Origin of the sequence: Kitasatospora sp. GAS204B (genome assembly GCF_029892155.1) — a bacterium.
Taxonomy (GTDB): domain Bacteria; phylum Actinomycetota; class Actinomycetes; order Streptomycetales; family Streptomycetaceae; genus Kitasatospora.
In genome coordinates, this window is the sequence record NZ_JARZAG010000008.1 from 203863 (window position 1) to 225813 (window position 21951).

The following is a 21951-nucleotide window of genomic DNA, read 5'->3' on the forward strand; positions in this document are numbered from 1 at the left end:
GAGGCATCGGCACTCGTATGACAGGCTGGTGCGGGCGCTCGACCGAACCCGGGCCGGGCACCGTCGGCCGGCTCCTCACACCGCCGGACCGGGCCGGTTCGCGTGCGCCTCGAGCACTGCCAGGTAGCGGCGGTGCACGTCCTCGCGGTCGGCCGGCTCGGGGACCGTCTCGGCGGCGAGCCGGTCGATCATGTCGGCCTGGTCCAGCAGCACCTTGCACTGCTCCTCGCTGCCGGCCTCCACCATGATCTCGGTGAGCGCGTCGAGCTGGCGGATCAGCACGGCGGGCATGCCGTGGGCCGCCTGGCGGATCTTCTCGAAAGCGCGCTGCACCAGCCGGTCGTAGCTGACCGGGACGGCGATCACCCGGATGCGGCCGTCGGAGTCGCGGTGCACGGGGTTGGGTTGCCAGCCGGCGGCGATCCGGCACAGTCCCTCGCCCAGCCAGTCGATGCAGGTCAGGGCGGTGAAGGTGTCGTTGACCGCGGTGGACAGGGCGCGAATCGCGATCTCCACCAGCTGGTCGACGGCGAAGGCGATGTCCTGCGCCAGGGTGCGCGACGGGCCGGTGATGTGGGCCCGGGCGAAGCTGCGGGCCACCTCGGGGGCGGCCTCGGGCGGCCAGACGGTGGCCAGTTGGTGGCCCTGCACCAGGAAGTGACCCGGGCGGTGGTCCAGCCGGATCACCGCGTCGAGCTCGCTGGCGATCCGCACCAGCGTGCGGTGCCGGACGAACTGCAGGTAGCCGCTGGCCGGTGCGGGCACGGTGGCGCCGGTGGCGTCCAGGCGGGCGTTCAACTCGGCGACCGACGGCCCGTGCTTCACCCCGCCCGCCCACTCCGGCTCACCCGCGCCGACCTCGATGGCGGTGGAGAGTTCGGCGGCGATGGAGGCGATCACGTGCGGCAGTTGGATCGAGGTGGCGATGTGGTGGATGAAGTGGATCAGCACCGCGAGGTCCAGCAGGACCAACACCATGCAGACCGTGATCGACAGGTGTGGCACGAAGTCGCCGTGCGAGGCGGGGCCGATGGAGATCAGCGAGAGCATCGCGAAGACGAAGGTCGCGACGAAGGTGCCCAGGGTCAGCTGGGTGGTGAGGTCGCGGATGAAGTTGCGCAGCATCCGTGGCCCGAACTGGGTGGAGGCCAGCGTCAGGGTCACGATCATGATCGAGAAGACCACGCCGACGACGGTGATCAGGGCCGCCGCGATGGCGGCGAGGATCTGCCGGGCGGCGTCGGCGGTGCCGCTGATCACCCAGGTCGGCAGGGTGATCGCACCGCGGTATGCGGCGCGGTCCACTTCCCAGGTGCCGAGGAAGAGCGCGACGGCGAGCAGCACTTCCAGCGTCGGCACCACCCACAGGTTCGTGCGCAGCGCCTCCTTGCGCCACTGCGACTCCAGGTGGACGCTGCGGATCACCTTGCCCACCACCAGTCCCCTGCCAGGCCGGGTCGGACATCTCCACCCTAAGCAGGGCAACGTCCGCCCGCGCCCTCACGGACGCCGGGCCTCAGACTCCCACGCGCACACCGCCCGCCACCGACCGCCGCTGATGCGCCTGGGCCGCCGCGCGCAGCGAGTCGAGCAGCGCCGCCACCGGGGCGACCCGGGCCATGTCCGGCCAGAGCAGCGCGAAGATCCGGCGGGACGGCCAGTCGCGCAGCGGGCGGGCCACCACGCGCGGGTCGCTGTGGGCGCCGACGCCGAGCTCGTTCATGATCGCCACCCCGATCCGGTTGGCCACCAGGCAGTGGATGGTCAACTGGTCGTCGGAGGTGGCGGCGACCTTCGGCGTGAAGCCGGCCTCCTGGCAGGCGGCCAGGAAGCGCTCCCGGCCGCTCTCCAGCACCCAGCGCTCGCCCGCGAGTTCGTCCAGCGCCACGGTCGGCGCGGCGGCCAGCGGATGGTCGGCGGGCAGCAGGACGCAGCGGCGGTCGGAGAGCAGCGGCAGGCGCAGCAGGCGCGGATCGGGCGACACGCTCTGCCCGTCCAGCTGGTCGAGTTCCAGGTCGCACATCATCGCCAGTTCCACCTCGCCGCCCAGGACCAGGCCGTGCGAGACGGGGCACTCGGTCTGGGTCACCACCACCTCCAGCTCGGGGTGGCTGCGCCGCAGCGCGCCCAGGGCCGCCGGGACCAGCGCGACGCAGCCGCTCTGCATCGCGGCCAGCCGGACCTGGCCGCCGCCGCTCGAGGTGAGGGTGGCGACCTCGTCCTGTGCGGTGCGCAGCGCGGCGAGCACCGTCTCGGCGTGCCGGGCCAGGGTCTGTCCGACCTCGGTGAGCCGGATGCCGCGGCCGCTCCTGGTGACCAGCGCGGCGCCGACGGTCCGCTCCAGCATCCGCATCTGGTAGCTGACCGCGGGCTGGCTGTAGCCGAGAGCGTCGGCGGCCGCCGTGTAGGTCCCGGTGCGGGCGACCTCGGCGAGCATCTGGAGTTGGCGCAGATCGAACACTGGTCAAAGATAAAGGTTGTTTATCGCCTTACCTCAAAACCTCTACTGGACATATGAGTTTCACCGCCGCCATGCTGTCCGAACCACAGTGAGCAGCTAGGAGGTGACGGTCCGCGATGAGCCAGTCCGGCAAGTCGGCGCTGGTCCGCCTCGACAAGGTCAACAAGTCCTTCGGCGACCAGCAGGTGCTGCACGACATCGATCTCGAGGTGCACAGCGGCGAGGTCGTGGTGCTGCTCGGCGCCTCCGGCTCCGGGAAGTCGACGATCTGCCGCTGCGTGAACCGGCTGGAGACGATCGACTCCGGCACGATCACCGTCGACGGTGTCCCGCTGCCCGCCGAGGGACGTGAACTGGCCAAGCTGCGCGCCCAGGTGGGGATGGTCTTCCAGTCCTTCAACCTGTTCGGCCACCTGAAGGTGCTGGAGAACCTCACCCTCGCGCCGGTCCGGGTGGCCGGCGTGCCCCGGCAGCAGGCCACCGAGCGCGCCCGCGAGCTGCTCGCCCGGGTCGGGCTGGCGGACAAAGCCGACGCCTACCCGGCCCAGCTCTCCGGCGGGCAGCAACAACGGGTGGCGATCGCCCGGGCACTGGCGATGGACCCGCGGCTGCTGCTCTTCGACGAGCCGACCTCGGCACTCGACCCGGAGATGATCAAAGAGGTGCTCGACGTCATGGTCGAGCTGGCCGCCGAGGGGATGACCATGCTCGTGGTCACCCATGAGATGGGCTTCGCCCGCCGGGCCGCCGACCGGATCGTCTTCCTGGACCAGGGCCGGATCCTGGAGACCGGCACGCCGCAGGAGTTCTTCGAGGCGCCGCGCACCGAGCGGGCCCGCGACTTCCTCTCCAAGATCCTCAGCCACTGACGCTCAGCACCGGTCACCAACGGTCATCAACCCAACGGTCACTAACGAAGGGACCCCGTCCGTGCACGCCAGGTCACGCACTCCCCTGGTCACCGCCGCACTCACCGCCGCCCTCGCCGTGTCCCTCGCGGCGTGCGGCAGTTCGGGCGGCTCGCTGCCCGCGCCGAAGAGCTCCGGCGGCGCCGCCGCGCCGACCTTCCAGCAGGTGATCGACGGCGCTCCGGTGGCCCCCGCCTCGGCGATACCGGACGGCAGCCTGATGGCGAAGATCAAGGCCCGCGGCACGCTCAACGTCGGTGGCACCGACACCTCGGCGCTCTTCTCGCTGAAGGACCCGGTCACCAGCAAGCTCACCGGCTTCGACGCCGGACTGGCCCAGATGCTCGCCAAGTACATCACCGGCAAGCCGAACGAGAACCTGGTGCTGGTCACCGCCGACACCCGCGAGACGCTGCTGCAGAACGGCACCGTCGACAGCGTCTTCGCGACCTACACGATCACCCCGGCCCGCGCGCAGAAGGTGGCCTTCGCCGGCCCCTACTACTCCTCCGGTGACGCGATCCTGGTCGCCAAGGGGAACACCGCCATCACCAAGGTGGCCGACCTGGCCGGCAAGACGGTCTGCACCGAGTCCAGTTCGACCGCGGCCAACGACCTGAAGCAGTACGCCCCGACGGCCCACGTGATCCTCTTCCAGACCAACGCCGAGTGCCAGCAGGCGGTCGAGCAGGGCCGGGCCGATGCCTACGTGCTGGACCAGGCGCTGCTGCTCGGCGACCAGTACCGGGACCCGCAGGTCAAGGTGGTCGGCCAGCCGTTCACCACCGAGCCGTACGGGATCGGCCTGCCGCTCAACTCCCCCGAGATGAAGACCTTCGTGGACGAGTGGCTGAAGCAGATCCAGGCCGACGGCGAGTGGGCCAAGCTGTGGCAGGCGACGATCGGCAGCGTGCTCAGCGGTGACGCGCCGACCCCGCCGGCGATCGGCTCCGTGCAGGGCAGCTGACGGCCGTGCCAGAGGGTATACGTGAGGTCCTCGGCCCACTCGGCCACGGCCTGGTGCTGACGCTGGCCATGACCGGGCTGGCCTTCGCGGGCGCGCTGGTGCTGGGCGTGCTGCTGGCCGTCTGCCGGATCAGCCCGGTGCCGCCGCTGCGGGTGCTGGGCACCGGGTACGTCACGGTCTTCCGCAACGTCCCGCTGCTGGTGCTGCTGGTGCTGTTCGTCTTCGGCCTGCCGGATGTCGGCCTGCTCTTCTCGCTCTTCGCCACCGTCACCCTGACGATGGCGCTGTACTGGGCGGCCTTCGTCTGCGAGGTGCTGCGCGCGGGCATCCGGACGGTGCCGTTCGGCCAGGCCGAGGCGGCCCGCGCGCTCGGCCTGACGGCCGGTCAGAGCATCCGCCACATCATCCTGCCGCAGGCGCTGCGCTCGATGGTGCAGCCGCTGGCCGGCGTCTTCATCGGCCTCGCCCTGAGCACCTCGCTGGCCGCCGCGGTCGGCGTGGCCGAGATGACCGGGCAGGCCCAGTTCACCACGCTCAAGTACGACCAGCCGCTGACCGGCTTCGCCGCGACCACGGTGGTCTACGTGCTGATCACGCTGACCTCCGGGCTGGTCGCCGGGCGGATCGAGAAGAGGGTGGCGATCCACCGATGAGCGAGGTACAGGAGTGAACGAGGAGACCCGTCTGCTCTTCGACGAGCCGGGCCCCCGCGCCCGGCGCCGGATCAGGATCGCGACCGGCCTCTCGCTGCTGGTGATCGCCGGCCTGCTCGGACTGATGATCCGTCAGTTCGCGGTGCACGGGCAGCTGTCGGCCGACCAGTGGTCGATGTACGGGCAGTGGCCGATCATCAGATTCCTGCTGGACGGCATCGGCAAGACGCTGCTGGTGACCGTCGTCGCGGCGGCGATCGCCTTCCCGCTGGCCGCGCCGGTGGCGCTGGTGCGGCTCAGCCGGGCCAGGGTGCCGCGCGCGCTGGCCCGTGGCTACGTGGAGCTGTTCCGGGCCGTTCCGCTGCTCCTGTTGCTCTACGTCTTCCTGTTCGCGCTGCCCAGAGCCGGGGTGACCTTCCCGGTCTTCTGGCAGCTGGTGCTGCCGATCGTGCTGAGCAACGTCCCGGTGGTCGCGGAGATCTTCCGGGCCGGGGTGCTGGCCGAGCCGCGCGGACAGACCGAGGCGGCGTACAGCCTGGGCATGACGTACTGGCAGGCGATGCGCCTGGTGGTGGTCCCGCAGGCGGTGCGCAAGCTGCTGCCCGCGCTGGTGAGCCAGTTGGTGCGACTGCTCAAGGACTCCTCGCTGGGCTACGTGGTCAGCTATGTGGAACTGCTGCACCAGACCCAGGTGTTGGGCGAGTACTACCACACCGTGCTCTCCAGCTACCTGATCGGCGCCACCTGCTACGTGCTGATCAACGCCGGACTGTCCCGGGTGGCCACCGCGCTGGACCGTCGCCGGCCGAGCTGACCGGTCAACTCTCCTATTTTCCATGGCAGCTGAAAGGATCCGGCATGTGCCGCCTGCTCGGCGTGGTCACCCGTGCCCCGATGCGGTTGGCCGACTCGCTGACCGATCTGACCGAATCGTTCACCGGGCTGTCGCGCGAACACCGCGACGGCTGGGGTGTCGCGGCCTGGCGGGCCGACGGTGAACTGGCGGTCGCCAAGGAGGTGTTGCCCGCGCACGCCAGCGAGGCGTTCCCCAGGACACTGGCCGAGTCGGTCACCGACGCCGCGCTGCTGCACATCCGGATGGCCAGCCCCGGCCTGCCCACCGAGGCCCGCAACACCCACCCGTTCAGCGCCGGCACGATCGCCTTCGCCCACAACGGCTACTTCACGCCGGTCGACGCCGTCGACGAGCTGATCGACCCCGAACTGCTGGCCGGCGCGCACGGCGACACCGACTCCGAGCGCTACTTCCTGCGGGTCCTCGCCCGGCTGCGCACCGAGGACCCGGTCGACGCGCTGGCCCGGGCCGCCGCCGAGATCCGCGAGCGGGCCCGGTTCGCCAGCCTCAACTGCCTGTTGCTCACCGAGCGGGCGCTGTACGCGTACGCCGACGAGAACCCGGAGTCGGAGGTGAGCCGCCGGCGCGGTCCCGACTTCTTCCGGCTGCGCTACCAGGCGCGGGCCGACCGGGTGGTGGTCGCCTCCAGCGGGATCGGCCCACAGCCGGCGGACGACGGCTGGTCGGTGCTGCCCTACCGCCAGGTGCTCGAAGTGCGCCGCGGTGACCTGCGCATCTCGACCCACCTGGTGCAGCCACAGGTACCCGAGGCCCTGGCCGGCGCGTAGCGAATCGGCCCGGCCTGGCCTGGTCCGGCCCTGCCCGGCCCTGCCCGCAACGGCCTGGTGGGAAGCGCCGATTCGACGTGAACCGGCCCGCCCCGCAGCGGACTGCGGGACGGGCCGGTCGGCGTATCGCTCAGCCGGTCACTTCACGGTCGCGTGCGAGACCTCGCAGCCACCCGCGCCACCGTTGCCGTCGTTGCCCCAGGTCGACTGGACCGCGAACTTGCCGGTGCTCAGGGTGATGTTCTGCGAGGCGCCCTGGCCGGAGGAGATCCAGGCGCACTTGTCGCCGTTCTCGGCGCCCGACGAGTCGGTCCAACCGCCCGCCGGGTTCTGGTCGGTGATGGTCTCGGCGTACTCGTGGCCGCCGACGATGGTCACACCGTCCAGCGCCCCGGGCGAGTTGACGAAGCCCTGGCCGCAGCTCTGGCCCGCGTCCGGGAGGTAGGGCATGTTGGTGAACGCGATGTCACCGTAGGGCGAGGTGGCGGCGCCGCCGGAGAGGGTGGTGTCGCCGTTGTAGTCGTGCCAGGCGCAGAAGCCCTGGGACTGGTAGTTGTCCGGGTTGGTGCCGGACGGGAAGGTGATCACGTACTGGACGTTGCGGTTCTTGGCGGCGGTGGTGTTGCCGAAGTGCTTGGCGGCCTTGATCGCCTCCAGGGCGATCTGGTGGCCGTTGGCGGCGCTCGGAACCGCGCTGGTGTCCTCCCAGACGCCGGCCAGCGCGCCCGTGCTGCCCGGGTGACCCACGTGCGCGGCCCCCGCCGGGCAGCTCTGGGCGCCGGTCGCGATGCCCTGGCAGTACTGGGTCATGACGCCGGACCAGGCGTCGGTGCTGCTGCCCAGGCCCTTGAAGAAGCCCTGCTGGTCGGGCGCCATCCCGGACTTGTCACCGGCCAGGTGCACCAGGCCGTGGCTGTCCGTCGAGGCCTTGCCCCACTGGGAGCCCCAGTAGATCACGTAGACCTTGGGGGCACCGGTGGTGACACCGATGCCGTCGATCGCGCCACCGTAGTTGAGGTTGTTGGCGTTGGTGGCGGCGGCGTCCGGTGCCGTGACCGCGTGGCCGGTGGCGGGGTCGAGCTTGGGCACCGCGCCGTGACGGTAGGCGTGCGAGGCCACCGCCGGGGCGGTCTGCGCCTGGGCCAGCCCGCTGCCCGCGAACACCCCGCCGACCAGGGCGAACGAGGAGACCGCGGCGACGGCCGCGGCCTTGGCGGGACGTGAGGAGAGGGCACCGATGAAGCGTGACATCCTGTGGGGATTCCTTCCGTGCTGTCGCATGGGGGTCGAAAGGCGGACGGGCTGGCAGGAGCCACGACCCGTCCGTTGCACGGTTCTTCAGAGCGGACGCGGCGAACGCCCGCAGCGAGCCGCCGTGGAGAACGGCGACTCGCTCATGATGACGTACAGTCAAAATCTTCGCTAGATTTTCGACACACCTTGTCCGCACCGAAACTTTGCGTACCCATGGTGTGACGCGGCGTCAACTCGTGCTGCGCGTCAGGTGAGCAGGCCCGCGCCGAACTGGTCGTCCGGGCCCTTGACGCCCGGCAGCGCGAAGAAGTAGCCGCCGCCGGTCGGCGAGATGTAGTCGACCAGCGGCTCCCCGGCCAGCCGCTGCTGCACGGCCTGGAACTGCCTGGCCACGTCCTGCTGGTAGCAGCAGAAGACCAGCCCGACGTCCAGGTTGCCGTCCAGGTCCAGCCCCCGCTCGTAGTTGTAGCCGCGGCGCAGGATCAGCTGGTCGGCGGTGGCGGCGGTGCGCGGGTTGGCCAGCCGGATGTGCGCGGTCATCGGGATGATCAGACCCTGCGGATCCGCCTGGTAGTTCGGCGGGTCGGACTCGGCCGTGCCGTCCAGCGGCGCCCCGGAGTCGCGGCGGCGCCCGATCATCGTCTCCTGCTCGTGCAGCGAGACCCGGTCCCAGAACTCGACCAGCATCCGGATGATCCGGATCACCTGGTAGGAGCCGCCCTCGACCCAGGCCGGCTCGCCGTTCGCACCGCCATGGGTCCACAGCACGGCATCGGTGACCTTCGGGTCGGTGGTGTCGGGGTTGGCGATGCCGTCCTTGAACCCCAGCTGGTTGCGCGGCGTGCCGCTCGGGCGCGGGGCGGCGTGGAACCCGTCGACCTTCCAACTCGGCTGCAGCAGGCCGCGGGTGTGCCGGGTGAGGTCGCGCAGCGCGTGCATCACGGTGTCCCGCGAGTCGGCGCAGATCTGCAGTGACAGGTCGCCGTGCAACTCCTTGGAGCCGAGCAGGTTGTCGTCGGGGAAGGCCGGCATCTCCACCAGCTGGGCGGGCTTGCGGTCGGCCAGCCCGTAGCGGGCGTCGAAGAGCGAGGCGCCGACGCCGACCGTGATGGTCAGGCCGTCGCGGGGCAGCACCGGGCCCAGCGTGGCGCTGTCGGTGGGCGGCGAGGCGAGGTCGGTGGCGGGGACCGGGCCGCCCGCGGTCAGCGTGCGGATCCGCTCGGTCAGGGTGCGCAGCAACTGCTGCAGCCCGGCCCGGTCGGGCGCGATCACGGTGCACGAGACGAAACTGGCCGCAGCCTGCGGCGGGGTGGTGATGCCCGCCTGGTGCGGCCCGTGGAAGGCGATGGCCCGGCCCGACGGCCCGGGCGCGGTGGCGGTCGTGTCGTCGGCGCTGGCCGCGTAGGCGCCGGCCAGCGCGCCCGCGCCGAGCGCGGCGCCGACGGTGGCGCCGCGCAGGAAGGCGCGGCGGCGCAGCGCGGGGGCGGCCGCCGTCATGGGGCACTGGCCGGCGTCGGGAGCGGGGTTGGTGTCAGGCCGGATCATGCGTGGTTCCTCGGGGTCAGCAGGTTCGGCAGGACGGCCAGTTGTTCGAGGAGTGCGCCGAGATCGCCGTCCAGGTGCAGACGTTGAGCGGCAGTGAGGGCGGTGACGGGCGTCCAGGAGCCGTTCGCGGCCCTGGCGGCCGTCACCTCGGCGTCGAAAGCCGGGAGTTCCCTGGTCAGCTGCGCCAGCAGACTCGGGTCGCGCGGCTGGATCACCGGAGCGAGCACGCTGAGCACCTCCTCGGTGCCCTGGATGTTGGCGTCCAGCGTGGCCAGGGTGGTGCCGCTGCCGTAGTCGGCGATGCCGGTCAGCTGCGACTGCAGCGCGTTTTCCAGGATCTCGTGGGCGCGCAGCGGCAGGTCACCCGGATCGGTGTCCTCGCTGGGGAAGTCGTCGATCAGACTACTGGCATCGCTCACCAACTGCTGGCTGAGCGGCCGTAGTTGATCGGCACTGCGGCCGTGCCACAGGCCCCGCTCCAGGGCGAAGAAGCCGGTCCAACTCGGCATGTCGACCCCCTGCGGCAGGCCGTTGGCCAGACCGTTGAGCGAGTCGTCGTAGTCGCCGAAGGAGTGGTAGGCGGCGCCGAGCCGCTCGTAGTCCAGGTGTGCGGCGAGCCAGTCGGTGCGCGCCGCCGCGAGGTCACCGTGGGCCAGGTCGGCGTCCAGGGCCTGGGCGGCGGCCAGGAGTTTCGGCAGCGCCGCCTCGACGTAGGAGCGGTAGGCGTTGACCGGCGCGGTCAACTCCTTGTCGTTCATCGGCAGATAGCCGGCCACCGCGCCGCTCGCCGTGCCGTTGACCTGGATCGGGGTCGTGGTCCGCACCGGACCGCTGGAGAAGACGCACCGGATGGCGTACCGGCCACCGGTCAGCGTGGTGGCCAGCGGCAGCGTCTTGCCCGGGCCGAGCCAGGGGATCTCGGCGTAGGCCAGGCCCGCGTCGGCGGAGGTGAGGTAGACCGTCGCGTACACGTTGGAGGCGTTGGCGACGGTGAACGAGACGCGCCCCGCCGGCAGTTGACCGGGAGGCCTGCCGCAGCCGGCGGTGTCGATCCGCAGCGTGCCGCCGGGCGGGGCCGCCGGGGCACCGGCGGACGGCGCGGAGCCGATCAGGGCGGCGGCGGCCAGGACCAGCAGGCCGACCGAAGCGGTGCGCAGCGGCCGTCGACGAACGGCTCCCGCGCGCGGTCTCGGCTCCGGCGGGACGGCGGACTGCTGCACGGCGGGCTGCTGGCCGGCGGGCTGCGGCATGGCGGGAGCGCTCCTTCCGGTCGGATCGACTGCCTCCCGGTCGCGCGCACGCGCGGGTGCGCGCGACCGGGGCTGCGAGAGTTTCCTGCTGGTGCGGATTCTGACGGGTCGTCAGCTCCAGATGTCGGTGATCGGCGCGGCGGTGGCGCTGCTGCCGACCTTGTTCAGCCCGTACATCTGCTCCAGGGTGGCGAGCAGGTTGTAGTGGTTGATGGTCTCGCTGTACTGGCCCGGCGTGACGCCCGCGCCGACCACGATGGTGGGAATCTGGTTGCTCTCGGTGTAGTCGTCCTCGTCCCAGGTGACGATCAGCAGGCTGTTGTTCTGTTGCGCCCAAGTCGCGTAGCTCGACAGGTTGCTCTGCAGCCAGCTGTCGCCCTGCGCGATGCTGCCGTCGTGCATGTCGTCGTTCAGGTTCGGGATCACGAACGACACGGTGGGCAACGTGCTGTAGTCGCTCGGGAAGGCGGAGAACGGCTGCTGGTCGGCGGTGGGGATGTTGCCGAAGTTGGCCCACGGCGCGTGCTTGCGGGCGTAACCGCCCGAGGTGCACTTGGTGGAGCCGACCGAGGGCAGGTCCTCCGAGTAGCCCGTGAAGGTCTGGCCGGCGGCCAGCAGTTCGGAGCCCAGGTTGTCCGCGTTGCCCTCCTTGACCGGGCAGGCGTCGGAGCTGAGGCCGAAGGTGCTGCCGCCGAAGAGCGCCATGTAGTTCGGCTCGCTGGGGTGCGAGACGCCGAACGAGGAGGTCATCAGGGCGCCCTGACCGGCCAGCGAGTTGATGTAGGGGGCATCGGCGGTGTCGCCGATGATGTCGTCGTAGGAGTGGTTCTCCTCCACCACGACCACCACGTGCGCGGGGGTGGGGACGGTACCGGCCGCTGCCGGGGCGGCGACGGCGGAGCTGCCGGTGGAGAGGGCGGCGGAGAGCGAGACGGCAGCCGTCAGAGCGGCGGCGCACAGTCCGGCGAGACGCGACCTCGAACGCATGGGGACTCCAGGAATTCCGGAACAGCACGAGCCCGGCCCGGTTGGCCGGCTCACGGAGGAGGTGCGGGGCACGAGCGTAGGGGCCGTGGACGGGTGGGGGTTGTCCATGGCCTGTCAAAAGGATGAACTCCATGACATGAGCTGGCAATGTCCCTGACACCAACCGTCAAGCCCGGCCAACGGAAAGTGCTGGGAGTGCCTGGGCACAGCACTCGTCGCACGCCGCGACCACGAGGCCCTCGGGATCCACCCCAGCATCCCGGCTGACGGGTCGTCGGCCATCTGCCGGGACGACGTCACGGGCGACCTGATGATTCGGTCGTGAGCGGACGAAGCTGCCACGAGAGGGGACCAGGCCGATATGAGGACCGGCGACCGGTTGGGCCGGTTGAACCCCGCACCCGTCCGGGTGAAGCACTGGCGGTTATGGCGGGGCACAGCAAACCGGGTGTCCTGGGCGTGTGATCGTCCTGTCCGTCGGGCCGGTACGGCCCGGTCACCCCTGTCCCCCAGAAACTGGAGTCCGCTGTGAAGCGTGTCCGTTCTCTGCTGTGCCTTGCCGGGTCCGCTGTTGCGGTCGTGGCACTGACCTCGCCCGCCCAAGCCGTCGACAACGGCAGCTACCTCATCCGCGACCTCAACACCGGCAGGTGCCTGGCCCCCGCCGACGACGATGCGATCACCCCGGCCGCGCTCGGGGACTGCACCCCGTGGAAGGTGACCAACCGGGGCGACGGTACCGTCCAGATCGCCAAGCCCGGCAACTCGAGCCGCTGTCTCGCCAGCTTCCCGCCCGATGTGGTCGTGGGCGCCTGTGATCGACTCCCCTACCAGCGCTGGGTGATCCAGGCCCCCGGTCCCAGAATCCCCACTACCATCCGCAATGCCGACCGCGACGGCTGTGTGACCGTCGACAACCCCAACTCTCCCGCCTTCCTCGGCTACTGCTTCGAGCGGACCTGGATCCTGGAGTCCGCCGGCTAGACCAGGGCATCCGGAAGGCAGGCCGTCGAGAGCGGAGTTCCTTCGATCGCCTACCATCCCCGCGACGCATGGGTGATGCCCGGGGGCCCCGACCGGAAGCCGCCGGTCGGGGTCTCCGGGCTTGCGCGGCTCGGGGCTCTCCGCTAGAGCGCGGCCGACGACCGAGCGGAGGCCTCCGAGGACCACACGCCCATCCACTGCTCGGCGCCCCACGCCTCGAACAGCTTCACCTCGGTGAACCCCAGCTTCGCCGCGAGGCGCATCCCACGGTCGTTGGCGGTCTGGGTGGCGAGCACCACCGGCTCGCCGGGTCGCGCGTCGGCGAACCAGCCGAGCACCGCCGCGCACGCCTCGGCGGCGTACCCGCGTCCCCACGCCTGTGGCAGGAACAGGTAGCCGAGCTCGGCCTCCCCCGCATCCCGACTGACCTGACTCCGCTGCTCCGCGTCAGGCTGCTTGAGCTCGACGGTGCCGATCATCGCTCCGTCCAGCTCGACCACGAAGAGGCCGGGGCGCTTCTCGGGCGTCTCGGGCAACGCGCGCTCGAGCTCATCACGCGCCTGCGGGCCGCCCAGGTAGGCGTTCACCTCCGGCGAGGCGAACAGCTCGATGATCGCCGCGCGGTCCCGAGCCTCGGACTCGCGGAGCACGAGCCGCTCGGTCCTGATCGGGGCAGGCGGCCAGGCGACGGGGTGCACCGTGATCTCGTCCGACATGGAACGGCTCCTGATCCTCTCGGCCACACGGTTCGACCTCGTATGGCCATGGCAGGCAACGACTTCTGACGTCGCCACACATCGGGACGCGCTCCGACGAGATGCCAGTTGCATGCGAACGGAAAAGATCCGCCGGCCAGGCCCGCTAGGCGTGCAGGCCGCCGTCCACGCGCAGGGTCGCGCCGGTGACGTAGCTCGCGCCGGGGCCGGCGAGGTAGGCCACGGCGTCGGCGACGTCCTCCGGGCGGCCCAGGCGGCGCATCGCGATCGACGGCAGGAGGGCCGCTCCGGCGGCGCGGTCCAGCATGTCGGTGTCGATCGCGCCCAACCGCAGGCTGTTCACGGTGATCCCGCGCGGCCCGAACTCGTGTGCCCAGGCCCGGCCGTAGGCTTCCATCCCGGCCTTGGTGGCGGCGTAGTCGCCGGCCAGGAGGCCCGCGCTGCGGTCCGCCCCGCCCGAGCTGATCAGGACGATCCGACCGCCTTCCGGCAGATGCGGGGCGGCCGCGCGGGTCGCGGCCACCACGCCGTGGAGGTTGATCCGGAACTGGCGGGCCATGGCCTCCTCGTCCCGGTCCGGGTCGGCGAGCGGGCCGGTGAGGAACAGCCCCGCGTTGTGCACCAGGATGTCCAGCCGTCCGAACCCCGCGACGGTGTCCTGGACCAGGCGCGTCATCTCCTCGGCACTGGCCGCGTCGGCGCGCACTGCCTCGACCCGCACCCCCGACGCGCTCGCCTCCTTGGCGAGCTTCCCGGCCTCGTGCTCGGAACTGACGTAGCTGAAGGCGACGTCGGCGCCGTCCTGGGCGAGGCGGCGCACTGTCGCGGCCCCGACCCCGCGCGAGCCACCGGTGACCAGCGCGACGCGGCCGCTCTGTATCTTCGTCATGTCGGATCGCTCCCATGTCGTCGTGATCTTCTGTCCTGGGCGGGCCCCAGCCCGGCACCGTCCCGGCACCGTTCAGGCAGCCGTCACGACACCAGCGAGTCCAGCAGCCGCAGCCGCTCGGCGGAGTCGGAGTCGGGGGCGGCGCCGAGGAAGAGCATCCGCTGGCCGGGGTCGTCGGGCAGGCGCAGCGACTCCTCGTTCAGCGTCAGGCGTCCGACCAGCGGGTGGTCGTACTGGCGCACCGAGTGCAGACACTCGGCCACCGGGTGAGTGGCCCAGATCCGGGCGAACTCCGGGCTCTTGATGCTCAGTTCCCCGATCAGTTCGGCGAGCAGCGGGTCGTCGGGCTGGTCGCCCGTGGCCATCCGCAGGTAGGCCGCCGTGTTGCGCGCCTCCCGCTCCCAGCCGACGATCAGGTCGCGCATCGTCCGTTCGAGGAACATCTGCTTCGCCATGTTCGGCCGCTGCTCCGGGCTCAGGCCGTGCAGCGCGAACCCCAGCCGGTTGCCGCCGAGCAGGTCCATCCGGCGGCCGACGACGAGGACGGCCTGCTCGGTGTTGCTCCCGGCCAGCGCGAGCACCGAGTCCCGCACCCGCTCCGGCCCGGCATCCCGCCGCGCGACCTGCGCGGGCCACGCCAGACGCAGCAGGTGCAGCCGCTCGCCTTCGTCCAGGCGCAGCGCGCTCGCGATCGCCTCCATCACCGAGTCGGACAGCTGATGGCTCTCGCCCTGCTCGATCCGGGTGTAGTAGTTCACGCTCATCCCGGCGAGTTGCGCGACCTCCTCGCGCCGCAGGCCGGGCACCCGGCGCGGCGTGCCGTAGGTCGGGACGCCGACGTCCACCGGCGACAGGGCCGCCCGGCGGGAGCGCAGGAAGTCCCCGAGGGCGGTGTTCCGCTGCTCACTCATGGTCACGATCGTCCTCCCCCGCACCGGTTCCCGCCATCCCCTGCCATGGGTACCCACGACGTGGTGAGGCACGCGAGTGCCCCTGGGGTCCAATCTCATTGAGGACGTGTTCGACTCGTCAACTCCTCAGGGAAGAGGGACAACTGATGGCCGAGAAGAAGATCATCGCAGTCGTCGGCGCGACCGGATCGCAGGGCGGCGGCCTGGCACGGGCCATTCTCGACGACCCGGACGGGCCGTTCGCGCTGCGCGTGCTGACCCGCAGCGCCGGCTCGCCGAAGACGAAGGAGCTGGCCGCGCGGGGGGCCGAGGTCGTCGAGGCCGATCTGGACGACGAGGCGGGCCTGCGCGCGGCGTTCGACGGCGCGTACGGCGCCTTCGTCGTCACGAACTTCTGGGCGCAGCGGACCCCGGAGGAGGAAGCCGCCCGGACCCGGGCGCAGATGGAACTGGACCAGGCCGCGACCGCTGCCCGCGCCGCGAAGGCGGCAGGTCTCAAGCACGTCGTCTGGTCCACGCTGGAGGACACCCGGCCGCACTTCGAGCACCTCGGCAGCCGGCTGCCGACCCTGCTGGACGTCTACAAGGTGCCGCACTTCGACGCCAAGGGCGAGGCGAACGCCTACTTCACCCAACTCGGCATCCCCACCACGTTCCTGCTGACGACCTTCTACTACGAGTCGCTCCTGGTCGGGCAGGGCCCGCACCGCGACGAGAACGGCGAGCTCGTCCTGACCAACCCGATGGGCGACAGCGTCATGGCGCTCGTGGCCGCGGAGGACATCGGCCGGACCGCGTACGGCATCTTCCGCGCCGGCCCCACGTACATCAGCCGTACCGTCGGTCTCGCCGGCACGCACGCCACCGGCGCCGAGCTCGCCGAACTGTTCACGGAGGCGCTCGGCGAGCCCGTCGCCTACCGGCCCCTCAGCCACGACGAGGTCCGCGCGTCCGGGGCGCCCGGCGCCGACGAGGTCGCCAACATGTACCAGTTCTACGCGGAGGCCGACGCGTACTTCACCACCGTCCGGAACCTCGACCTCGCACGGGAGATCAACCCGCGGCTCAAGCCGCTGAAGGAGTGGCTGCACGAGCACAAGGACGAGATCCCGCTGACCTGATCACCGGCACGCACCGACGAGGCGCCACCACCGCTCGCGTGGCGGCGCCTTCGCCGCCGTTCGCCGGATCGGTTCAGCCGGTCCAGGTATCCCGCAGTGGTGCGCGTCGCGTCAACTCCTCATTGACGGGCCCCCACACCGGGACCGTGCGAGCGTGGCCACGGCGGCCTGGCAGACTGGCCGGCCATGGGGATGATTTCATGACGCCGACACGACTGCTCGACCAACAATCCGAGTCCACAAGACGCGGCACTGGCACCGAGAACGGGACGAACGGCGCAGCGACCGACGCCGGGACGCGCGCGAATCGCGGGTTCTCGAAGATCGGCCCGATCCTGCCGGCCCGGCTGCGACCGGTGAACCGCCCCACCATGTGGATCGAGATCGCGCTCATCAGCATCGGCTACTACTGCTACCGCGTGACGCAGAACGCGGCGCGCACCGGCCGCGAGGCTCCGTACCACCGGGGCCGGGACATCCTCAGCCTGGAGCACGCGCTCCACCTCGACATCGAGCATTGGCTCAACCACACGATCGCCAGGATCGACTGGCTGATCGTGGGGATGAACTACTACTACGCGACGCTCCACTTCATCGTGACGATAGCCGTCTTCATCTGGGTCTACGTCAAGTTCCCTGACCGCTACCGCGCGATCCGCACCGTGATGTTCGCGATCAACGGCGTGGCCCTGATCGGCTTCTACCTCTATGCCGTCGCCCCGCCGCGCTTGCTCGACCCGACCCGGTTCATCGACACGTTCTGCGTCCACCACACCTGGGGCGAGCAGACGTGCAGCGGAGTGGCGGGCCTGTCCGGCTCGATGACGAACGAGTTCGCCGCGATGCCGTCCCTCCACATCGGCTGGGCGGTCTGGTGTGCCCTGGCGATCGCCCACCTGGCCAAACGCAAGTGGGTGAAGATCCTGGGCATCCTGTACCCGGTGGCGACCTTCACGGTCATCATCGCGACGGCCAACCACTACGTCCTGGACGCGGTCGGCGGCCTGGTCACCGTGGGCGCCGGCTTCCTGGTCCAGCGCATCCTGCAAGGACGGCCCGTCTACGGCGCACCGCCGGCGGAACCTGTCCGGACGCCACAGCCGGGCCCCGGCGCCCTAGTTCAGACTCCAGCCGCAAAGTAGCGGGGTGATCATGCGTTCGCTGCCGTGGCCGCCGCGGACAACCTGTCCGGTGCCAGGCCCGCCGTGCCGCTCAGCTCCTGGGTCCCTATGACAGACAGGAGTTCCAGCTGCTCTGCTCCCGGGCTTCCGGGTGGGGCGGTGAACCACAGCAGGCGTTGCCGTCCGTCCTCGCTGAGGAGGTTGTAGCAGTCGAGTTCGATGACGCCGAGCATGGGGTGGACGATCCTCTTGTGGTCCATGCGGCGCACCGCGACGTCGTGGGTGTCCCAGAGGGCTGCGAACTCCTCGCTGCGGCGGCGTAGCACGGCGACCATCTTCGTGACCTCCGCGTCCCGGCCTCGCCGGGCGGCCGCTGCTTGGAGGTCGGCCACGAACACCCGGGAGTGGTGCGGGTGGTCCTCGGGCGGGTAGATCTCGCGCGCCTGCGGGTCGGTGAACCAGCGGTACACGAGGCTCGCCGCCGGGCCCCGCTGTGCCGGGGACTTGCCGAGCAGGGTCAGGGCCAGGTCGTTTTCCACCAGGGTTTCGTGCAGGTCGGTGATGACGCGCGCGGGGGTGTTGGACAGCCGGTCCAGGAGTCCGAGGAGCGCGGGCTGCACGTGTGCCGATGGTCCGTGTGCCGACGGGGGGACCGGCCGCTCGGCCAGGTGAAACAGGTGGTCGCGCTCGTCGCCGTTCAGGCGCAGGGCTCGGGCGAGGGCGGCGAGGGTCTGGGTCGAGGGCTGCACGCCGTTCTTCGCGCTGCCGCGTTCCAGCTCGGTGTAGTAGTCGGCTGACAGCCCTGCCAGCTGCGCGACTTCCTCGCGGCGCAGCCCGGGGACGCGCCGGCGCGGGCCTTGCGGGAGACCGATCTCGGCGGGGCGGATGCGGTCGCGGCGTGTCCTGAGGAAGGCACCGAGTTCTGGAAGGTTCACCCCTCCATGGTCGCTCGTATGCCGGAGCGCAGCCAGGGGGTGGCATCCCCTGGGTAGACGCAGCCCTGGCTGGGGATGGGGGACGGGCCGATCGTGGAGGACGCGGCAGAGCAACGGCAAGGCCGCGGCCCGACCGCTGTAACGCCCCACTGAGAGAAGGAACAACCAGCCATGCCTTTCGCGAACTTCAAGGTCCCCGAGAAGACCCTCACCCCGAAGCAGAAGGAGGAGATCGTCACCCGCACCACCGAGCTGTATGTCGAGATCTACGGCGAGCGCGCCCGCAACACCACCATGGTTCTGGTCGAGGAGGTCGCCGACGGCGGCTGGGGCATCTCCGGCAACGTGCTGACCCTCGCCATGCTCGGCGGGGCGACACCGACCGACACCGGCGGCGTCTGACCGCACCGGCCGTCCTTCGGCCAGGACAGCACCTCAGCGAGGCCCTTCATCATGTCCCCGTACTCGATCGGTCGGCGGTGTCCACCGGAGTGCGGGGACGGGGCACGGCAGCGGTCAGCCCCAGCGCGAGCCGCTTGTCCATGTCCATGTCCATGTCCAGGCGGAAGGTACCGTGCGGGTTGACGTCGGACCAGAACAGCGCGGTCAGGCCGCGCTGGTCCTCGTCGCTCAGATTCTCCATCGCTCGCCACCGCACCCGGCAGGATGGCCGTCCGTCGGCCCGGGTGGAGATCGTGCCCGGCGCCGGCCAGGCGTTGCAGACCGACCGACCGGACCTGGTGGCGACCGCATCCTGCACGCCGTCGGGCGGTAGTGCCACCGCGTGGGCCCCAGACGCAGTTGCTTCGAGCGCACTCGAAGGTTCTAGCGTGGTCCACATGACGGTGATCGACAGCACCCCCGTGAAGTCCCCACCCGTGGGCGCCTGTGTGTCCGCGGGGCCGGCTCATCCGCGACCCGACGGCCAGGACCGCTACACGATCAGCGAGGTCGCGGCGTTCACCGGGCTCAGCGCGCACACCCTGCGCTGGTACGAGCAGATCGGTCTGATGCCGCACGTGCAGCGGTCGCACGCCGGCCAGCGCCTCTTCGACAACAGGGACCTGGACTGGCTCGCCTTCGTGGGCACACTGCGGCTGACCGGGATGCCGGTCGCCGCCATGGTTCGCTTCGCGGAGCTGGTACGCCAGGGCGAAGACACCTTCGACGAACGGCAGGAGGTGCTGGAGCAGACCCGGCGCGAGGTCGTCGCGCGCGTCGCGGAGCTACAGAACACCCTTGCCGCACTCGACTACAAGATCGCCTTCTATGCGAGCGCCCGCCTGGCGCCGGAAAGGGCCTGAACGCCACCATGAGCAACGCCATGAGCAACGCCGTCGAACAGATCCGCAAGGTCGAGCTGGGCACCGGCGGCCCCCTCGTCGGTGTCCAGGGCTTCGGCGCCATGGGCATCAGCGCCGCCTACGGAGAGACGGACGGCGCGGCGGCCCGCGACACCCTGGAGGCGACCCTGGAGGCAGGTGTCACCCTCATCGACACCGCCGACATGTACGGCTTCGGTGCGAACGAGGAGTTCCTCGCGCCGTTCGTCGCAGCGCACCGCGACGAGATCACCCTGGCCACCAAGTTCGGCTTCGAGTTCCGCGCCGGTGAGTCGAGTTACCGGGGCATCAGCAACGATCCCGCCTATATCAGGAAGGCGGCCGAGGGGAGCCTGCGACGCCTGAACGTCGAGGCCATCGACCTCTACTACATGCACCGCCGCGACGCCGCCGTCCCGCTCGCCGAGTCCGTCGGCGCCATGGCCGAACTGGTGCGGGAGGGCAAGGTCAAGCGCCTCGGCCTGAGCGAGGTCACCGGCGCCGAGCTGCACGAGGCGCACGCCGTGCACCCGATCACCGCCGTGCAGTCGGAGTGGTCGGTCTTCAGCCGGGACGTCGAGCAAAGCGCGGTGGGCGCGGCCGCCGCGCTCGGGGTCGCCTTCGTGCCGTACTCGCCGCTCGGCAGGGGCTTTCTGACCGGTGCCTTCACCGACGCGAGCAAGGAGCTCTCCGGCAGCGACTTCCGGCAGTTGCTGCCGCGCTTCTCCGGCGACAACGCCGAGGCGAACGCCGCTCTCCTGGCACCCCTGCGCACGATCGCGGCCGACCACGGCGCCAGCACGGCGCAGATCGCCCTGGCCTGGGTGCAGCAGCGGGCACAGGCGCACGGCCTGACCGTGGTACCGATCCCCGGGACCCGCAAGCGCAGCCGCCTGCTGGAGAACGCCGCGGCCACCCGGATCACGCTGACCGCCGAAGAACTGGCCCTGTTGGAGCCGATCGCCGGCCGGGTGGCGGGCGACCGCTACGCGGACATGTCGCACACGGCGGTGGCCCGGGAGGCCTGAGGTCTGCCGCTTCACGGCGACCCGGGAAGTGCGGGCGACCAGGCGGAGCGTGGCATGCTGAAGGCCCTGGAGCAACGGAGCTGACGGACTGTCAGCCGCTACGCTCGGCCCGTGACCGGCTGGGCGATCCGACAGGCGAACCGCCGAGCCGGCCACCGATCCATCACCGACGGCGAAGCCTCGCCTTCTCGATCGCGAGCGGTTCTGCCGCATAGTTGTCCGCAGGGTCGAGGTCGACTCCCGGTGGGACGATCTCGTCGATGCGGTCGAGGATTTCGTTCGACAGCTCGATATCGACACCGGACAGAAGCCCGTCGAGCTGTTCCTGCGTGCGCGGCCCGATCAACACGGAGGTGACGGCCGGATGCGCACGGACGAAAGCGACCGCGAGCTGCGGCAGCGTCATCCCCGCCTCGCGAGCGAGTACGGCGAGCTTGGCGAGTGCGGCGGCCTTCAACGTGCCGGTCGGAGTCGACGCGTCGTAGTGCGACGGCAAAGCCGAGGACGTCAGCACGGCCCGATGGCTCGATGCGAGGTCCGGCCGCCCGGAGAGCCAGCCGCCGTTCAGGGGGCTGAAGGTGAGCACGCCAAGCCCGTAGCGCTGCGCCGTCGGGAGTACCGCAGCCTCGGGCTTGCGCGTGAAGACGGAGTACATCGGCTGCTCGGTCAGGAATCGGTAGGAACCCTGGCGTTCCGCCGCCCACTGTGCCTCGACGATCATCTCCGCCGGGAACATGGACGAGCCGAATGCACGGATCTTGCCAACGCGGACCAGGTCGGACAACGCTGAGACCGTCTCGCCGATCTCCGTCTCGTAGTCGGGACGGTGGATCTGATAAAGGTCGATGTAATCAGTGTCGAGTCGGCGAAGGCTGTTTTCAACTTCGCGCACGATCCACCTTCGCGAGCCACCCCGCTGGTTCGGGTCCTCCTCCATCGGCCGCCCGAACTTGGTCGCAATGACGACATCATCCCGGCGGGCCTTGAGGGCCTTGCCGACGATCTCCTCGGACTCGCCCTTGGAGTAGACGTCGGCCGTGTCGATGAAATTCATCCCGGCATCGAGCGCGCTGTGGATGACACGGATCGAGTCCCCGTGATCCGGATTGCCCAGGCTTCCGAACATCATGGCGCCGAGCGCGAACTCGCTTACGGAAATTCCGGTTGCCCCGAGAGTCCTGCGCTTCATTCTATTCTGTGCCTTCCGGATGCTTCGGTCGTACGGTCACCCCTCAATGGCACCACGCCGGACCGC

General features: G+C 70.5%; 23 protein-coding genes. 11 read left to right on the forward strand and 12 right to left on the reverse strand.

Annotated features, from left to right (window positions below; translation table 11 throughout):
• Positions 1 to 75: 75 nt before the first annotated feature.
• On the reverse strand, positions 76 to 1434 hold the full coding sequence (locus P3T41_RS13835) for a DUF2254 domain-containing protein (protein ID WP_280690099.1): 1359 nt from the start codon (positions 1432 to 1434) through the stop codon (positions 76 to 78).
• A gap of 82 nt (positions 1435 to 1516) precedes the next feature.
• Complete coding sequence (locus tag P3T41_RS13840; RefSeq protein WP_280690100.1) at positions 1517 to 2461, reverse strand: LysR family transcriptional regulator; 945 nt, start codon at positions 2459 to 2461, stop codon at positions 1517 to 1519.
• Positions 2462 to 2577: 116 nt separating this feature from the next.
• Here P3T41_RS13840 and P3T41_RS13845 point away from each other — a divergent pair, with 116 nt between their 5' ends.
• The 5 genes from P3T41_RS13845 to P3T41_RS13865 all read left to right on the forward strand — a co-directional run bounded on the left by P3T41_RS13845 (position 2578) and on the right by P3T41_RS13865 (position 6633).
• On the forward strand, positions 2578 to 3330 hold the full coding sequence (locus P3T41_RS13845) for an amino acid ABC transporter ATP-binding protein (protein ID WP_280690101.1): 753 nt from the start codon (positions 2578 to 2580) through the stop codon (positions 3328 to 3330).
• 61 nt (positions 3331 to 3391) lie between these two features.
• Positions 3392 to 4336 carry a glutamate ABC transporter substrate-binding protein gene (locus P3T41_RS13850; RefSeq protein ID WP_280690102.1) on the forward strand — a complete coding sequence of 315 codons (945 nt, stop codon included), beginning with the start codon at positions 3392 to 3394 and terminating at the stop codon, positions 4334 to 4336.
• A gap of 5 nt (positions 4337 to 4341) precedes the next feature.
• Positions 4342 to 4989 carry an amino acid ABC transporter permease gene (locus P3T41_RS13855; RefSeq protein ID WP_280690103.1) on the forward strand — a complete coding sequence of 216 codons (648 nt, stop codon included), beginning with the start codon at positions 4342 to 4344 and terminating at the stop codon, positions 4987 to 4989.
• A gap of 13 nt (positions 4990 to 5002) precedes the next feature.
• Positions 5003 to 5803, forward strand: a complete 801-nt coding sequence (locus P3T41_RS13860) for an amino acid ABC transporter permease (protein ID WP_280690104.1) — start codon at positions 5003 to 5005, stop codon at positions 5801 to 5803.
• 44 nt (positions 5804 to 5847) lie between these two features.
• Positions 5848 to 6633 (forward strand): class II glutamine amidotransferase, encoded by a 786-nt coding sequence (locus P3T41_RS13865; RefSeq protein ID WP_280690105.1) that lies wholly within the window; start codon positions 5848 to 5850, stop codon positions 6631 to 6633.
• 138 nt (positions 6634 to 6771) lie between these two features.
• On the opposite strand, the gene P3T41_RS13870 is transcribed toward P3T41_RS13865, so the two are convergent.
• The 4 genes from P3T41_RS13870 to P3T41_RS13885 form a co-directional block, all read right to left on the reverse strand.
• Positions 6772 to 7884, reverse strand: coding sequence for a hypothetical protein (locus P3T41_RS13870; protein ID WP_280690106.1), 1113 nt, complete (start codon positions 7882 to 7884; stop codon positions 6772 to 6774).
• A 249-nt stretch (positions 7885 to 8133) separates the two neighbouring features.
• Positions 8134 to 9432, reverse strand: a complete 1299-nt coding sequence (gene efeB, locus P3T41_RS13875) for an iron uptake transporter deferrochelatase/peroxidase subunit (RefSeq protein WP_280690107.1) — start codon at positions 9430 to 9432, stop codon at positions 8134 to 8136.
• Positions 9429 to 10682 carry an EfeM/EfeO family lipoprotein gene (locus P3T41_RS13880; RefSeq protein WP_280690108.1) on the reverse strand — a complete coding sequence of 418 codons (1254 nt, stop codon included), beginning with the start codon at positions 10680 to 10682 and terminating at the stop codon, positions 9429 to 9431. The genes efeB and P3T41_RS13880 overlap by 4 nt, the downstream gene beginning before the upstream one ends.
• 111 nt (positions 10683 to 10793) lie before the next feature.
• Positions 10794 to 11669: an alkaline phosphatase family protein gene (locus P3T41_RS13885; RefSeq protein WP_280690109.1), complete on the reverse strand. Its 876-nt coding sequence runs from the start codon at positions 11667 to 11669 to the stop codon at positions 10794 to 10796.
• A gap of 579 nt (positions 11670 to 12248) precedes the next feature.
• On the opposite strand from P3T41_RS13885, the gene P3T41_RS13890 reads away from it, so the two are divergent.
• Positions 12249 to 12653, forward strand: coding sequence for an RICIN domain-containing protein (locus tag P3T41_RS13890; protein ID WP_280690110.1), 405 nt, complete (start codon positions 12249 to 12251; stop codon positions 12651 to 12653).
• 143 nt (positions 12654 to 12796) lie between these two features.
• On the opposite strand, the gene P3T41_RS13895 is transcribed toward P3T41_RS13890, so the two are convergent.
• The 3 genes from P3T41_RS13895 to P3T41_RS13905 form a co-directional block, all read right to left on the reverse strand.
• Entirely contained in the window at positions 12797 to 13369 is a 573-nt protein-coding gene (locus P3T41_RS13895; RefSeq protein ID WP_280690111.1) for a GNAT family N-acetyltransferase, read from the reverse strand.
• Positions 13370 to 13514: 145 nt separating this feature from the next.
• Positions 13515 to 14258 (reverse strand): SDR family oxidoreductase, encoded by a 744-nt coding sequence (locus tag P3T41_RS13900; RefSeq protein WP_280690112.1) that lies wholly within the window; start codon positions 14256 to 14258, stop codon positions 13515 to 13517.
• Positions 14259 to 14341: 83 nt separating this feature from the next.
• A complete protein-coding gene (locus P3T41_RS13905) occupies positions 14342 to 15169 on the reverse strand; it encodes a helix-turn-helix transcriptional regulator (RefSeq protein WP_280690113.1) in 828 nt (275 codons plus the stop codon).
• Between the two features lie 146 nt (positions 15170 to 15315).
• Here P3T41_RS13905 and P3T41_RS13910 point away from each other — a divergent pair, with 146 nt between their 5' ends.
• On the forward strand, positions 15316 to 16290 hold the full coding sequence (locus tag P3T41_RS13910) for an NmrA/HSCARG family protein (RefSeq protein ID WP_280690114.1): 975 nt from the start codon (positions 15316 to 15318) through the stop codon (positions 16288 to 16290).
• A 200-nt stretch (positions 16291 to 16490) separates the two neighbouring features.
• A complete protein-coding gene (locus tag P3T41_RS13915; RefSeq protein ID WP_280690115.1) occupies positions 16491 to 17432 on the forward strand; it encodes a phosphatase PAP2 family protein in 942 nt (313 codons plus the stop codon).
• Between the two features lie 8 nt (positions 17433 to 17440).
• Here the strand turns inward: P3T41_RS13915 and P3T41_RS13920 are convergent, their stop codons facing one another.
• Positions 17441 to 18346, reverse strand: coding sequence for a helix-turn-helix transcriptional regulator (locus tag P3T41_RS13920; protein ID WP_280690116.1), 906 nt, complete (start codon positions 18344 to 18346; stop codon positions 17441 to 17443).
• Positions 18347 to 18517: 171 nt separating this feature from the next.
• On the opposite strand from P3T41_RS13920, the gene P3T41_RS13925 reads away from it, so the two are divergent.
• Positions 18518 to 18748 carry a 4-oxalocrotonate tautomerase family protein gene (locus P3T41_RS13925; protein WP_280690117.1) on the forward strand — a complete coding sequence of 77 codons (231 nt, stop codon included), beginning with the start codon at positions 18518 to 18520 and terminating at the stop codon, positions 18746 to 18748.
• A 49-nt stretch (positions 18749 to 18797) separates the two neighbouring features.
• Here the strand turns inward: P3T41_RS13925 and P3T41_RS13930 are convergent, their stop codons facing one another.
• Positions 18798 to 18989 carry a hypothetical protein gene (locus P3T41_RS13930; RefSeq protein WP_280690118.1) on the reverse strand — a complete coding sequence of 64 codons (192 nt, stop codon included), beginning with the start codon at positions 18987 to 18989 and terminating at the stop codon, positions 18798 to 18800.
• Between the two features lie 196 nt (positions 18990 to 19185).
• On the opposite strand from P3T41_RS13930, the gene P3T41_RS13935 reads away from it, so the two are divergent.
• Together P3T41_RS13935 and P3T41_RS13940 are read left to right on the forward strand one after the other, a co-directional pair.
• Positions 19186 to 19650: a MerR family transcriptional regulator gene (locus P3T41_RS13935; RefSeq protein WP_280690119.1), complete on the forward strand. Its 465-nt coding sequence runs from the start codon at positions 19186 to 19188 to the stop codon at positions 19648 to 19650.
• A 20-nt stretch (positions 19651 to 19670) separates the two neighbouring features.
• Positions 19671 to 20696 (forward strand): aldo/keto reductase, encoded by a 1026-nt coding sequence (locus P3T41_RS13940; RefSeq protein ID WP_280690120.1) that lies wholly within the window; start codon positions 19671 to 19673, stop codon positions 20694 to 20696.
• Positions 20697 to 20859: 163 nt separating this feature from the next.
• Here the strand turns inward: P3T41_RS13940 and P3T41_RS13945 are convergent, their stop codons facing one another.
• Complete coding sequence (locus P3T41_RS13945; RefSeq protein WP_280690121.1) at positions 20860 to 21885, reverse strand: aldo/keto reductase; 1026 nt, start codon at positions 21883 to 21885, stop codon at positions 20860 to 20862.
• Between the last annotated feature and the right edge of the window lie 66 nt (positions 21886 to 21951).